Consider the following 14649-nt stretch of genomic DNA (forward strand, 5'->3'; position numbering starts at 1 on the left):
AGGGGCTGTGTAGTGTCCGGTCGAGTACTCGACCCTGATCAAGATCCATGGCGACGAGGGGAGTGACAAGTCGGCCCCTCGCCGCAGTATTTTCAGGCGCTCTGGTGTCCAGGTCCTGATCGTTCCAACTGTTCAATTGCCGCTATGGCGTTCCCGCCACTGTCTTCCTTATCGATTCTGCACGATGTACTCCAGTGGCAGGTACTGGGGTATTACGCTAACTCATTGTCATGACAATGGAAAAACGCTGAGTCATCGCCTGCTGCTCATGGCGGGCCGGCTCACGGCTCACGGCTCACGGTTCAGGCTCACGAAGACGCAAGCCCCGATCAATGAGTGTAATTGAACCACCCGAGCAGGCGCTGGGAGATTCCGGCTGGCAGGACACTCAACCACCAGCACCCGAAGTTGAGCGGGAAGGGGAAGCTGATACGCGCCCGGTTACGGGCTGCACCCTTGAGGATGCGGCGTGCGGCCTTCTCGGGTGGCATCTCGAAGGGCTTGGGCCCCGGCATGGCCTCACACATCGGCGAGGTGACATAGCCGGGCATGACGACGGTGACCCCTACGCCATGGGGTTTGAGCCAGCTGCGCAGGCCTTCGCCATACGCCTTGACCGCCGCCTTGCTGCCGCTGTAGCTGGGCGTCAATGCCAGGCCATGCCACGCCGCCAGGGAGCTGAGCAGTACCAGCTGACCACTGCCGCGCTGCTTCATCGCCATGGCCAGATGGTGGGCCATGCCCAGCGTGCCGATCACATTGGTCTGCAGCAGGCGGCGTGAATCCTCCCAGCGTTCTCCGTTGCCCTGGGGGCCGATATCGGTGTTCATGCCGGCATTGGCGATGGCGATGTCCGGCACTCCGCGCGCGCAGACTTCATCCAGCCAGGTGAACAGGGTCTCTTCATCACACAGATTGAGTACCGTGCATTCCACCTCGGCGCCCAGCTTGCGGCAGTCGTTGGCGATCGCATCGAGCTTGCGCTGCTTGCGGCCGGTGAGGATCAGCGTGGTGCCCGTCTCGGCATAGGCGCGTGCCAAGGCGCCGCCGATCTCGCCCGTGGCACCGGTGATCAGGACGCGTCGCAGGCGGCTGGCATCCTGGGCAGCTTTCGCACTGGAGTCGTTCTCTGCAGGTCGGCTATCCGCTCGGTGAGTGCCAGCGTCGCTGGGCTCTGGCTGCTGGGGGGGCATGGCCGTCATCTTTGGTCTCCTTGAATCCCGACACCGAAGGTCGGCAGTTCCCTTGCGTTTCTCGTTATGGTCGGGTGAGAGAGGCTGCCATCATTGGCGTGTCTCACCGTTGTTGCGTGGTCCAGCAGTCTTTTCGCATGTTCAGCAGCGGCTCAACATGTTTTCCAGCGGCGAGCGTTCGGCGCACAGTATCTTGGAGGCGCCCAACACGGCCAGTTGCATGCCCGGCTTGCAGTAGAAGCCGCCATTGAGCTGCACGGTATGAATCACCGTATTGCGGAAATGTCGGAAGAGCGTGGTGTCGGGGCGCTGGCCCTGGGTCCAGAAATCGTGCAGCGAACCCTGGAAGGTCAGGCCCGGCAAGTTGAAGATCGGGTCGCCCATGCAGAAGGTCGGGCAGCGATACTGCAGCGCCACGTTGCCGGTCGTGCTGTTGACCGTAATCATGCCCTTGGCCTGCTGCAGCAGCTTCTCCAGATTGCCGCTCTCCAGGTAGACGATACGCCCGATCAGGTCGTAGCGACGCTCCAGCGAGCGAATCAGCCCCGGGTAATCCACCAGCCCCATGTCGAGAGGGTGGTTCTTGATCACCAGGCGTGCACCGCGTGGCGCATTCAGGGCGAAGCTCTTCATCACCCGCTGGATGACTTCCTGCATGTTGGCGAAGCGCGAATGGTGGCGTATCTGGGCATCGGTATTCAGCTGCAGCGGCAGCATGTAGTAGGGCGCGCCACTGCCCATCAGCTGATCGATACGCTTGGCGTCACGCCGCTTGTACCAGCGCATCAAGGGCAGTCGTGTCGCATAGCCCGCGTATTCCTGCACGGCGTGAATGCTGTGCGGGCGGTAGCGCGGGAACAGCAGCGGATTGGCCGCTCCTGCCAGATGATAGGTGATGTCATGGCGCGCACGCTCACTGAAAGGTGCCTGGAAACGCTGCGGCGTGGGGGCATCTTCGAGGTGGCTGCCTGCCTCACGGAACCAGTCAGGGTCGCGTGGCAGCAGGGAGTGGCCATTGACCCCTTCGCGCTCCAGCGTCACCCAGTAGGGGCGGAAGTAGCCCTCCTCGAACACGTGGGTACGGATGCCGAGATATTCCGCCTTGAGCACGGCATCACGATGTACCGGACGTCGATCGCCGAACAGCACCTGGTCCGTGACGTGATGCTTGCGCCAGAGTTCGGCGATCCAGTCGCCGAGGTCCTCGAGCTTGCCGCGATAGGCATACGCCTTGTCGTGGCGCCAGTAGAAGCTGTCGCCGCTGTTGAAGTTGACCTTGATGACCTCATGGCCATCCTGCTTGAGCTTTTTCGCCAGCTGCAGGAAGAAGGGCGAGCACACCCCCTGCAGCAACATGAAGACGCGCCGGCGTCCCCCCTCACGGGGGCGCAGCTGGATATCGGGCGCCTTCGATGCTGCCCAGCCATCGCTGATGAGAGGGGCTGAAGGCTGATTCAGCGGGGGCGTCAAGACGGCATCATCAGACAGCTTTGCAAGAGCGCCATCGCCCATGATCCGCTCCAGCGCCTGGCCAAGCCTTGCGCTGACAGGCATGTCGGCACCGGTTGGTGGCGTGAGGCTGAGGGGTGGTGTCAGACGTCCATGTTCCATGAGTCAGTGCTTCCCGATGAACAATGCTCGATAGCCGCGATATAGCCGGGTTTTCCAGGGTAATGAAAGTCGCATGGTGCCATTCCTGAGCATGGTTCGTTGGCGTTCAAGTATTGTGACGACTGTTTCGGCATTGCATAAGTCCCCCCGATCGGGATCCACGTAGATCGGATATTCGATCAGCGCACCAGCGACAAGGGAATCCACGCTCAAGGTGCGCGTCCGTCTTGGACAGTCGATCTGGTCATCGGTCAACCCCCAGCCGGCATAGAAGGGCAGGCCATGGGTCGTGACGGGCACTCCTCGTATCAGGGCTTCAAAGCCGGCGAGCGAGCAGAGCGTGTGTACATGATCCACCTGCTCAAATAACCGACTGATATTGCCGGTGGTCAATTCGAGATCGTACGTCCCGCCTTCAGTCGCCACCTCGCCACTACGCCCCCCTGTGACAACGTCGGGGTGCGGTTTATAGATCACGTAGCTTTCAGGGTGCAATTCCCGCGCCGCCTCAAGCAGAGCCTGATTGGTACGTATCCCGGGACACGCATGGCGTATCGAGGCGTCTGACTCCACCTGGCCGACGATCAATATCACGTCACGGCCCTTGGCCATCGCGCGAAGGTCCGGCAATTCATCACTTTCCGAATTGTACTTACTCAGCCCCAGCGTGATCAGGCGCTCGCGTAATTGGCGTGCGCGGTCTAACTCGGCATCGGTGAAATCATGATGCATCAACCACTGCTCCAATGCGCATGAGCGACTGGCGTCAAAATGCATGCCGAGCGGGTCGAGGATCAACGAAAGTGGCCGCGTGAGATCCACCCCCAGGCCGACTGAGCGCAAGAAACCGTCCTCGATTCGCCACAGAGCGCCCCCTTGTGCAATGACGGAGGCTTCCAGCTCTGCTGTGGTTCGGCTCGCCCAGCTCAGCACGCGGGTAGGGTGTGGGGCCTGTTGTTCGCGCTGCGACAATGCTCGCGGATCATGCGCGATCGTGACACCAGCTTTCTTTTGCAGTTTCTGCAGTGCGATGGCATCGCTTTTGACGAAGTCGCAGTGCGCCAAGGGTCCTAGGAAGCCGGGCAGGAAATTACGCTTCCAGCGTGAGTACCCCGGCGCTATCCAGTGACCTGCCAGTCTGGTAGCCATTCGCTTCTGGTCTGCAAGCAGCTGAATGATCTCTTCGAGCGTCGCGGCCTGCTGGGTATAGGGGTTGGCATAGCGGCTGTATTCGAGATAGGCCGCGGCAAACACCTGCTCAAGCGTGCGTGACTCGCCTCGACGCGGACATTGCTGCCGATCATCCGTCAGGCCCCACCCGGCATAGAACGGCATGCCGTGGCAGGTCACCGGCAGGCCTGCCATCAGGGCCTCGAACCCAAGCTGGCTGGTCACGACATGGACGCCATCGACCTGTTCGAACAGGCACCAGGGGTTGATGTCGTCACTCAGCAGCGTGCAGCCAAGCTTGCGCGCCTCTTCCAGCAGATAGCCACGCTTCTTGCCTGCGATCACATCCGGATGCACCTTGACCCACACCTCGGCTCCCTCGATGGCGCAGGCCTCCCTCAGCATGGCAAGGAAAGTCTCCGGGCTGGCCATGCCGCCAATGACAGACGCATCCTCGGCGGTCTGATCGACGATGAGAAGGCGCTGCATGCCAGGCTTTCGGGCAGGGAGCTTGCGCTCTGGTGCATGGTTGTACTTGCTCAAGCGATGCATGCGCAGGCTTTCGAGAGCCGCGCGCGCGCGCGCCAGCAATGCCTCTGCCTGACGCGTCGGCGCCTCATTGATCAGTTGCTCGAGATCGCTCGGTTGGCGCGCATCGTAATAGATGCCCTGGTAGTCCACCACCATCGACATGGCTGGATAGCCCGCGCTGGACAAGGTGAGTGAGCGCAAAAAGCCGTCTTCCAGCGCGATATAAGGTAGTGCCTGTTGTCTGGCGTAGGTGCGAGCCTTGTTGGCGGTTGCCTTATGGCCCCAGCCAACAACGGCACTCGCCCTTTGCTGACATTCTCTATGGTGTTGGCCGGCCATTGAGTCAAAGTCAGGCCATACATTCGCGTGCTTCTCAGTGGTATTTGTTCGACAAAAGTCTAGTGGGGGGGCGGCGGTCATGTCTTTGACAGGGGTTCGCTTTTTGCAAGAGAAAAAGCCAAAAGGTAATGGTCTTCTCACATTATTGTAACTTGTGTCTTCTTCTGTGCCGCCTGTTGATGCCCTAACTGAGTGCAAATGGCCTGCTGTCGCGCGATGTGCCATGGCAAGTCGTGCCCGAAGGCTCGCCCGGGTCAATGGCAGCAGCTCCGGGATGAAGGCATCCAGGTGCGGCTGGAGAAAAATAGCGCGAGAAAAGCACAATACCTTCCGGAAAGTCTCGCCATGCGGGGCCTTGCAAGCATCACGAGAGATGGGTTGGCAGATGTGGTGAGACTGCATGGGAAGCCACCATCCATGTTTTTGGGTTGCGTCGAACAGGCAAAAGCTCCGTTGCACAGTCCGAAAATACTGCTCAACTTGTCACCCGTGTTGGCGGCAATATTCTCGCAACACTTTCTGTATTACCGTTGACGCAGAGTTCGTAAATAGGGAAAGTACGCAAAGTGACGACTGAATTCAATTAAACTCTTCATAGGCAAAGTTGCTAGCAAGCAAACTATTAGCTTGTATATTTTTCATCGGTTAACCTTATTGGCCGTATGCTTTAGTGGCATGAGGTTTGCTGGTAATGTGTCGCGCTTACACAGAGTAAACCTATCCCCAGGTTTGGTAGTCGTAGACCTCACGAGCGAAAGTACAGAGCAGAGCAAAGAGTAGCGGCAGGATGCCAAGGGAACGCTTGTCAATGGAAATCGAACAGCACGTAGGTACTTTTGCCACCTTGATGGCGACGTCAGTAGTGTCGGCAAGACTTGTCGGGAATCATTGGCCGGCGGAATGGCTGTTGATCGCTGCATTGCTGCTGATACTGTCGAGGGCCGTCTCTAAAGCTCTGCACTGTTGCGACAGGTCAAAAAATTCCCCCCTTCTGTTCAGTGGTTCGGGCCTTTGCAGCATCAGGATACTTTCATGATTCAGAAATTTTCTTGTCAGACATCATCTCGCATCGGTCGCTTGATCTGTGCCGCTGGCCTGGCACTGGCCATCACCGGTTGCGCGACCTCCTATCCGGAATCCACCGGTGTCGGCAGTACCAACCTGGCCAACCTGACCGGCGCTGCGTCGCTGCCGGCGGATGTCTCGTCATTTCTCGACAGCGCGGCCCCCGGCAGCGTGGTTGCCGTGCCGACCAGCCCCTGGGGCAGCAACGTCGAAGTGGTCGCCCATGAGCGCTACTTCGCGGCCAGCGGGCGTATCTGTCGTGAGCTGACGGTCTCCAATCAGCGTGATCTGCCCAGCAAGGAACTGGCGTGCCGGACCAGCAATGACGGCAAGGCCGGTGAAGGCACCTGGGTGACCCAGCGGTTGGTGACCGGCCTGCTGGAAGAGGCCCGCTGAGGAGCTTCTCAATAACTTCTCAGCAACTTCTCGGTACCTTATCGCTGAAAGGCCCGCACCTGGCTTGGCGTGAAACGACGATTGCAGGAAGCAGGCTGGCCTGGCCGGCGCTGCCATTCCTGACTGACACTGCATTATCTTTTTGCACGATTTTCTTTGCATTACGAGGGGCCTAGCCCGATGACAATTTCCAGATTCTTGCTCCGGGCCGGGTGCCTGGTGGCGGTAGCGTGCCTGAACGCCAGCCCTGCCATGGCAGCCGGCCTGGACAGTGGTTCCATCCTGTCCAGCAATGACCAGGCCTCCAGCATCCCGCAAAAGACGGATAGTGTAGAAGACAAGGCGCGTGCCGATTGGCGCAGCGGAACCTACGGGCCGCTGACCTCCCAGGAGCAGACCGACCCCGACTCTCTGCCGCCGTTCGGCGAAAACCTCTTCAGTGGTGGTTTCCGCGGCATGATGGCCGATGGTCTCAATAGCAGCTACACCATCAAGCCGGGTGACCAGATCACCCTGCGCGTTTGGGGTGGCGTCGAGATCGAATCCGTGCTGCCTGTCGATGCGCAGGGCAACATCTTCCTTCCCGGTATTGGCCCGGTAAATGTGCAGGGCACCACCAATGGCCAGCTGGATGGCAAGGTGCGCAGCGCCATTCAAGAGGTGTATCCCGAGAATGTCAGTGTCTATACCAACCTGCAGGGCGTGCAGCCGGTGGGCGTCTTCGTGACCGGGTATGTCAAGAATCCGGGCCGCTACGCCGGCACGCCGAATGATTCCATGCTGTATTTCCTCGACCAGGCCGGCGGTATCGACCAGGCACTCGGCAGCTACCGCAAGATCAAGATCAAGCGCAACGGTCGTGTCATCAATACGGTCGATCTGTATGACTTTCTGATCAATGGCGAGATTGCCCGCCCGCAATTCCGCGATGGCGATACCGTCGTCGTCGAGGAGCGCGGCCCGGCGATCAGCGTGGTCGGGGATGTCGAGCGTGACTATCGCTATGAGCTCACCGACTCGCGTCTGAGTGGTGAAAACGTCCTGAACCTGGCGCGCCTCAAGTCGGGTGTCTCTCACGTGCTGCTGCGGGGCTCTCGTCCCGACGGGCCCATCTCGCGCTATCTGCCAGTGACGGAATTCCGCGCTGCTGACGTGCGCGCAGGGGATGAAGTGCTGTTCAGTGCCGACCAGCGTGACGAGACCATCGTCGTGCAGCTGGAAGGCAGCTTCTATGGCCCGTCACGTTATGCACTGCCACGCGATGCCCACCTGGGTGAATTGCTCAATGCCGTCGGGGTGCCGAAAGGACTGACCGATTACCAGAGCGTTTCCATCCGTCGTGAGAGCGTCAAGGAACAGCAGGCGCAGGCACTGCAGGACAGCCTCAAGCGTCTTCAGGCCACCTATCTTGGCGCGTCTTCCTCGACCACCGAAGAATCCGAGCTTCGTGTCCAGGAAGCTGAGATGATCGAGAAGTTTGTCGAGCAGGCGAAGCAGGAAGAGCCGACCGGACGACTGGTCGTGGCACGAGAAGACGGCAACATCGCTGATGTGCGTCTGCAGGATGGCGATGTCATCACCATCCCGGAAATCAGCGATTCCCTGTTGATCAGCGGCGAAGTCGTGGTGCCTCAGGCCATGGTCTACACCCAGGGCATGACGGTGATGGACTATATCAACAGCGCCGGTGGCTTCACGCAGCACGCGGATGAAGACCAGATTCTCGTCGTGCGCCAGAACGGTGCCGTGCGTCGTGCCGAGGAAGTCGAGCTGCGTTCTGGTGATCAGATTCTGGTACTGCCGGAACCGCCGACCAAGAACCTGCAGCTGGCCACCAGCATCACGCAGATTCTCTATCAGGTCGCCGTCGCCACCAAAGTCGCGATAGACCTCTGATCATGGCCAGTGACATGAACGGTGACATGAGTCCTCCATCAGACCACTCTGCAGGTGACAACAAGAGCGGGCCCAGGGCCCGCTCTTGTTGGGCTGTGACGCGCAGTGTCTGGTTCGCCATGTTCATGCGGGAAGCCATCGGCCGCACTATGACTGATCGCATGGGGTGGTTCTGGATGATTGCAGAGCCAGCATTGCTGCTGTTGGTAATGATCTCTATCCGTAGCTTCATTCGTGGTGACAACCTCATTGTCAATGCCCCCTTCATCCCCTGGATGATTGTCGGAATGATGGGGTTCTTTCTGGTCCGTGAAGGCATGACACAGGGACTGGGAGCCATCAATGCCATCAAGGCACTGTTCGCCTATCGGCAAGTACACCCGATTGACGGTGTACTGATGCGAAACGTGCTGGATGGCTTGATTCGTACCGTCATCTTTCTGCTGTTCATGGTTGGTGGGTTGCTGCTGGGCACCGACTACCGTCCTGACAATGGATTTCAAGCAATCGGTGGCTGGTTGTCACTATGGTTGTTTGGCATGGGGCTTGGCCTGGTGACTTCCGTGATCGGCACGCTGGTGCCCGAAGTAGGCAAGATCATCCGCCTGCTCAGTATGCCGCTATTGATCCTGTCCGGTGTCATTATGCCGCTCAATCATCTTCCGCATTATTTGCTTGAGTATTTGATGCTTAACCCCATCGTGCATGGACTGGAATATATACGCCACGGATTCTTTGAAGGGTACCAAGTGGTTCACGGCACTAGCCTGATTTACTTCTGGGGCTGGATACTATCAGCCTTGGCTCTTGGGCTGCTGATGCATGTGCGATTCAAGGAGCGCCTGAAAAGTCAATGATCGAGATCCAGAACCTTTCCAAGCGTTATTACCACTCGCATTATAGCCAGAGTGATGATAGCTGGGTGTTAAAGGATATAAACCTTACCATCCCAACAGGGGTCAGTGTCGGCCTGGTGGGGGCCAATGGGGCGGGTAAATCAACCTTGTTGCGTCTGATCGCTGGTATGGATACCCCTCAGAAGGGGCGGGTGATACGTCACTCCAAGGTCTCTTGGCCGATAGGCCTTTCCGCGGGACTTCAAAGCAGCATGACGGGGCGCCAAAACGTCAAGTTCGTCGCGCGTATGCACGGTACGCAGTACGATATCAACAGCATCATCGCATGGGTGCAGGACTTCGCCGAGATAGGCGCGGCCTTTGATGAGCCCATTCGCACCTACTCCTCAGGCATGCGTTCGCGCCTCAACTTCGGTCTCTCGCTGGCTTTTGACTTTGATGTCTATCTGTCGGACGAGGCTACGGCTGTAGGTGACCGTTCCTTCAAGGCCAAGGCCTCCAAGGCTTTCAAGGACAAGGTAGGGCAGGCCAGCCTGATCATGGTCTCGCACAGTGAAGGCATTTTGAAAGAGTTGTGCCAAGCAGGCATTTATCTGAAGGAAGGACAAGTCTGCTGGTATGACAGCATCCATGACGCCATCAATGCGTATCACGCAGATAGTGGCGTTGCGAAGCCGCATAATATGACGTTACCGGCTCTACAGAAGTTGCTAAAAAAACGCCGCACTGCCGTGGAGAATGCCAAGCTGGCCCGAGAGTCCTTGGAAAACCTGTCACCACAGGAAAAGAAAAAACACGAGAGCGCACTGCGCGCTGCACAGGACGCACTGCGAGAAGTACGAGAGGAAATTCATTCTCGTACTCCCCCTCCTCCTGCTCCCGGAAATGTCGCAGCAAGTGCTTCGGAAAGTGTCTCGGGCAGCGCCTCTGGCGGGTAACCGGCGAGTGGGGGCACTAACCCGGGGGGCTATCCTCCTTCTGGGTACAGATTCTCTCAACGGTCTTCACCGCTTATCTATCTTCGCCGCCGGTGCTATCGGCGCGCACCTTCAACGGAAATACGCATGACCGCATTTATCAAACGCTACCCGCAGTGGGTTGTTGTCCTGCTATCCATCGTGCTGGTGGGTAGCTACTGGCTGGCTTGGGCAGAAGACCGCTATGTCTCCAAGGCAACCGTCGTGCTGGAAAGTCCTCAGGTTAGCAGCTCCAGTGAAGTCAGCTTCGGCTCGCTGCTCACCGGCACCCAGGCCAACAGTGACCTCTTGCTGCTGCGCGAATACCTGATGAGCGTGGACATGCTCAAGAAGGTACAGAAGGCACTCGATTTTCGAGCTCACTACAGTCAGCACGGGGATGTCTTTGCTCGCTTGGGAGGTGCCGATGTCCCCATAGAAGAGCTTCACGACTACTACCTCAAACGTATCACGGTGGAGATGGATGAGTACGCGGGCGTATTGAATATAGAGGTACAGGCCTGGACGCCCGAGTTTGCTCAGAAGTTCGCTCAGTTGTTGTTGGACGAAGGGGAACGCCACATGAATGAGATGGGGCAGCGTCTTGCTGAGGAGCAGGTGCAGTTCCTCAACAAACAGGTCGCGCTGCTGGAAGGTAAATTTGAACAATCCCGCCAAGATCTGCTGGACTATCAGAACCAACATGGCCTGATATCCCCGACCCAGACAGTCGAAAGCCTGAATACCGTCGTCTCGTCACTGGAAGCTCAACTTGCAACTTACAAGGCTCGCAAGAGTGCACTGGCGAGCTATCAGAGCCAGCGATCCAGCGAAATGGTGCGAGTCGAAAGCGAAATCAAGGCGATTGAAAAGCAGATTGGGCTGGAGAAAGAGCGCCTGGCCCGTGAGTCCGGAAGTGCGCTCAACAGTGTGTCCAGCCAGTACGAAACATTGCAACTGCGCGCCGACTTTGCCAAGCGGACTTACTCCAATGCTCTCGCCGCACTGGAAAACACACGCATTGAAGCTGCTCGCAAACTGAAACAGGTGAGTATTCTACAAAGCCCGATTCTGCCGGAATATCCGGAAAAACCGGAGCGTCTCTATAACGTTACTATCTTCGGGCTGGTCATGATCTTCCTTGGCTTCATCTTCAGCATGTTGGTGCTGATCGTTCGGGATCATAGAGACTGACTTGGTGGCAAGGTTTAAAAGGCTCATACTATCATGAAAAATGCAAGCAAAATTATTTCGAAAGTAGACGAATCCTTGCAAGGATTGTTCTTCAAAAAAAAACCAAAAGAGTTTTCTTATGATTACATAACACATAATCCTTATGCTCTTTTTAAAGAACCTAAGGGCTTCAAGAACTTCTATCTAGTAGGCCGTAACTGGGTAACGACTCAGCTGCCTATTGTAGTGGTGGTTGGGTGCAATGATTGGAAGCTTGGCTTCTTGGCAGATTATCTAGATGATTACAGAGTTGCTTTTTTGCCAAGAAAAAGTACTGGTGTAGGGGCAGTGATGTCTATGCTTTCCTTGCAGGCTATGCCGCATGCTATTTTGGTATGGGGGTATACAGAAAGCTATTGGGTACGCCATTATGCAAAGTTGAAGTGCCTCCCTATTTGGCGGGTTGAAGATGGTTTTCTGCGTTCATCCTCCTTGGGGGCGTCTCACTCTACACCGTATTCGTTAGTTTTTGATACAGAGGGGCTTTATTATAACTCTAGAAAGCCTTCTAGTTTGGAAGCGATATTATCTGAGCATGATTTTTCCTCTGATGACGAGTTGATGGTTCATGCTAAAGAGTGCTTGAATGTTTTTAAAAATCTTTCGCTTTCAAAGTACAACCCTCCTTTGGCTAAAAAGTTATACAAAAATAAAACAAGAAAAAGAATAGCGGTGCTAGGTCAGGTAGACGCCGACGCTTCTATCAAGTACGGCAATCCTGACAATTGGACAAGTGAAGAACTTGTCAAACTCGCATACTCGGAAAACCCTGAGTGTGAAATTTTTTATCGCCCTCATCCAGAAGTTTTTAAAGGCTATCAGAAAAGCAGCCTCAAAAAGAAAAAAATTGAGAAGATATGCCAGATAAGTTCGCCTGAGATTGATATTGTTGATTTTCTGGACAGTGTGGATCATGTATATACGATAACTTCATTGACAGGATTTGAGGCCCTTTTATATGGAAGAAAAGTTACAGTTGTAGGCCTTCCATTCTATGCAGGTTGGGGAGTAACTGATGACCGTGTTGAAACGCCTAGGCGTAAGCGGTTATTGAGTACATTGGAAATATTTGCGGGCGCATATTTGCTTTATCCGAAGTATCTGGCTGACAAAAAATGTACGTATAAGGCTTTTTTAGCATCTTGCTATAGAATAAAGGCCGATCAATACATAAGCATGGATCGCATGGTGAGGAAAGGAGTGGAGGATAATGAGCAATTCCGCGAAGCTTCTCAATCATACAAGTGGCCAGCTGCCTTGGTTAGTGAGAGTCATACGACAAGTACTTTAGATGTATTGAGGTTGGTAGACTTTAGCTCTATTTTAGGCGATAAGTTTGATAGGCGATCTGCTACTGTGATTTGTGCTTATGTTATTGGGAGGTTAGAAGATCCCGAGCATAAGGATGCCTTCTTGGGTATGGTGCGAACTCAGCTTTCATCCAGTGCTTTTAATGATATCCTCATTGCGCTTTACACTTCTGAAAGTGATAAGAGTTATCTCGTAAAGCACTGGGCGTGGTTGTTCAATGTTACTGATGATATCTCATGTGAAGAGAATGTTGATATCTTGAGACGGCTGTTGCCTATTGAGTGTGAGGTAAACAGCAATATTGATATTACTGATGATGTCAAGCTGGTTTTGTCTCAGAATATGCTTGATAGGCGCCAGTTTTCAGAATTTTTTGATATATCACTTGGCCTGTTAGTGTCGGGCGTGTCGCCAAATCAAGTGCTTATATCAATTATTGAAGGCTGCGAGCTCTCTTTTGATTTTACATCGAAATATGATCTCGCAAAATTTCTTCAGGGCATCAATTTATTAGAGGCCAATCGTGCCGGAGTGTTTCATGAATTTTCCACATTCAGGTTTGTTACGGTCAGTACTGATTGCTTCCTGCTTACAGCATCAAGGGTATTGGCCTTAAAGCCTGAGCTTACATCTTTGGTGAAAATTTATGCCGAGGCTTTTCTTGACCAGGGTAAAGAGAAGTGGTGGCCCATTCTGGAGGCGCAGCTCGCCTTGGATGCTAGCGTCACCGTTCGCAAGGTCCGTGCCTACATAGAGCTGGAGAGATTTGAGAAAGCGCTCGAACTCTCAAAGGTCTTGGTAGAGCAATCGGCGCCATCAGATGGTGTTTCTTTGGTATACGTGCAGTCGCTCGCATGCTGTGGTTTGTTGGATGATGCGGAAAAGGTTGCCGAAAGACTTGTTTCGCAGGCTTTCAATTTAAAAACGGTATCAGAGCTTCTCAAGGTCTACACTCTGAAAGGTGCGTATTGCAAAGCCAAGTTACTTCTTGAAGAAGCACTTTCTTCAGGGATCAGCATAGGCGATATGCACAAAAGAAAGGTCTATTTCGGGGTTAGAGAACTGGCGAAAGCTTTCCATGCCTTTACAGAAATGCCAGTCGTTGAAAAGCTGAAGACGTATTATCCTGATAAGTATTATGATTTCTCTTCACCACTGAAATGGGACTCATCTCTTTTGCTACTGGCAGTGTTTGGTCCAGGAGATGAAATAAGGTTTGCTTCGGTGTACTCTAGATTTACTTCTCTTTTTGGTGTGCAAGAGATTTTGGTAACCTGTTCTCCGAAACTTACTGCCCTCATGAAAAGATCTTTTCCGGAGCTATCATTTGTTGAGGTGGATAGAATAAGAAGCACTGATGACATAGAGTTATCTGATTATTCTGAGGTGCCTGGCTCTGATGTTATGGGGTTTGTGAACAATGCTGCAGTACAAGAAATTGATAAATGCGAGAGTTTGCTGTTTGTAACTGATTCACTGCATCACCTTTTGCCTGATTATAACTCGTTTAATAGAGAGGCTTATTTGGTCGCTAATGATGAGAAAGTTGGTCAGTATAAAAAACGCTTGCCTGAGGATGTAGTGCTGATTGGTCTTAGCTGGCGGAGTGGACTTTCAACATCCGCTAGAAACTTGCATTATCTGACCATTGAACAGCTTTTGCCGTTGTTTGAGCTAGAAGGTGTTTTGTTTGTTAATTTCCAATATGACGACTGTGAACATGAAATTTCGATAGTTGAAAGTCTCTATCCAGGCAAGCTTGTTGATTTTAGTGATATTGATCATTATAATGACTTCGACAGTGTTGCAGCCCTGATGAAGTGTATGGATTTGATTATTTCTCCTGCTACGACAGTGGCTGAACTGGCCGGTGCGGTAGGGTGTGAGACATTTTTGTTTTCGAACTCAACAGAGCTGGATTGGAGAAAACGTGATGAGGAAGGTCGAGATGTTTGGTATGACAAGACCAGAATAATTGATGTCGCCCAGAAGGGGGATAAAGAGATATTGGTGGAAGAAATTAAAAATCGTGTTATTGAGTTTTTGTCGGTGTCTGAACGCAAGTCCAAACTTAACTTACAAGTGAGCTGA

At 54.3% G+C, this 14649-nt stretch carries 9 protein-coding genes; 6 read left to right on the top strand and 3 right to left on the bottom strand.

All coding sequences use genetic code 11. The features are described from left to right. Positions 1-329: 329 nt before the first annotated feature. The 3 genes from ACJJV2_RS06195 to ACJJV2_RS06205 all read right to left on the bottom strand — a co-directional run bounded on the left by ACJJV2_RS06195 (position 330) and on the right by ACJJV2_RS06205 (position 4844). Entirely contained in the window at positions 330-1202 is an 873-nt protein-coding gene (locus ACJJV2_RS06195; RefSeq protein ID WP_405279022.1) for an SDR family NAD(P)-dependent oxidoreductase, read from the bottom strand. Between the two features lie 132 nt (positions 1203-1334). Continuing rightward, positions 1335-2804 carry a capsule biosynthesis protein gene (locus ACJJV2_RS06200; protein WP_405279024.1) on the bottom strand — a complete coding sequence of 490 codons (1470 nt, stop codon included), beginning with the start codon at positions 2802-2804 and terminating at the stop codon, positions 1335-1337. A 3-nt stretch (positions 2805-2807) separates the two neighbouring features. Continuing rightward, positions 2808-4844 (bottom strand): capsular polysaccharide biosynthesis protein, encoded by a 2037-nt coding sequence (locus ACJJV2_RS06205; RefSeq protein WP_405279026.1) that lies wholly within the window; start codon positions 4842-4844, stop codon positions 2808-2810. 1032 nt (positions 4845-5876) lie between these two features. Between ACJJV2_RS06205 and ACJJV2_RS06210 the strand changes: the two genes are divergently transcribed. From ACJJV2_RS06210 to ACJJV2_RS06235, 6 genes are all read left to right on the top strand, one after another. Beyond that, positions 5877-6305 carry a DVU3141 family protein gene (locus tag ACJJV2_RS06210; protein ID WP_405279029.1) on the top strand — a complete coding sequence of 143 codons (429 nt, stop codon included), beginning with the start codon at positions 5877-5879 and terminating at the stop codon, positions 6303-6305. Between the two features lie 252 nt (positions 6306-6557). Continuing rightward, positions 6558-8201 (top strand): polysaccharide biosynthesis/export family protein, encoded by a 1644-nt coding sequence (locus ACJJV2_RS06215; RefSeq protein ID WP_405279032.1) that lies wholly within the window; start codon positions 6558-6560, stop codon positions 8199-8201. 26 nt (positions 8202-8227) lie between these two features. Next, a complete protein-coding gene (locus tag ACJJV2_RS06220; protein ID WP_405279035.1) occupies positions 8228-9058 on the top strand; it encodes an ABC transporter permease in 831 nt (276 codons plus the stop codon). Further along, positions 9055-9996, top strand: a complete 942-nt coding sequence (locus ACJJV2_RS06225) for an ABC transporter ATP-binding protein (protein ID WP_405279038.1) — start codon at positions 9055-9057, stop codon at positions 9994-9996. The genes ACJJV2_RS06220 and ACJJV2_RS06225 overlap by 4 nt, the downstream gene beginning before the upstream one ends. 126 nt (positions 9997-10122) lie before the next feature. Continuing rightward, a complete protein-coding gene (locus tag ACJJV2_RS06230; protein WP_405279041.1) occupies positions 10123-11208 on the top strand; it encodes a chain-length determining protein in 1086 nt (361 codons plus the stop codon). A 33-nt stretch (positions 11209-11241) separates the two neighbouring features. Then, positions 11242-14649: a hypothetical protein gene (locus ACJJV2_RS06235; protein WP_405279044.1), complete on the top strand. Its 3408-nt coding sequence runs from the start codon at positions 11242-11244 to the stop codon at positions 14647-14649.

It is taken from the genome of Cobetia sp. Ld8, assembly GCF_045066615.1.
Lineage (GTDB): Bacteria > Pseudomonadota > Gammaproteobacteria > Pseudomonadales > Halomonadaceae > Cobetia > Cobetia amphilecti.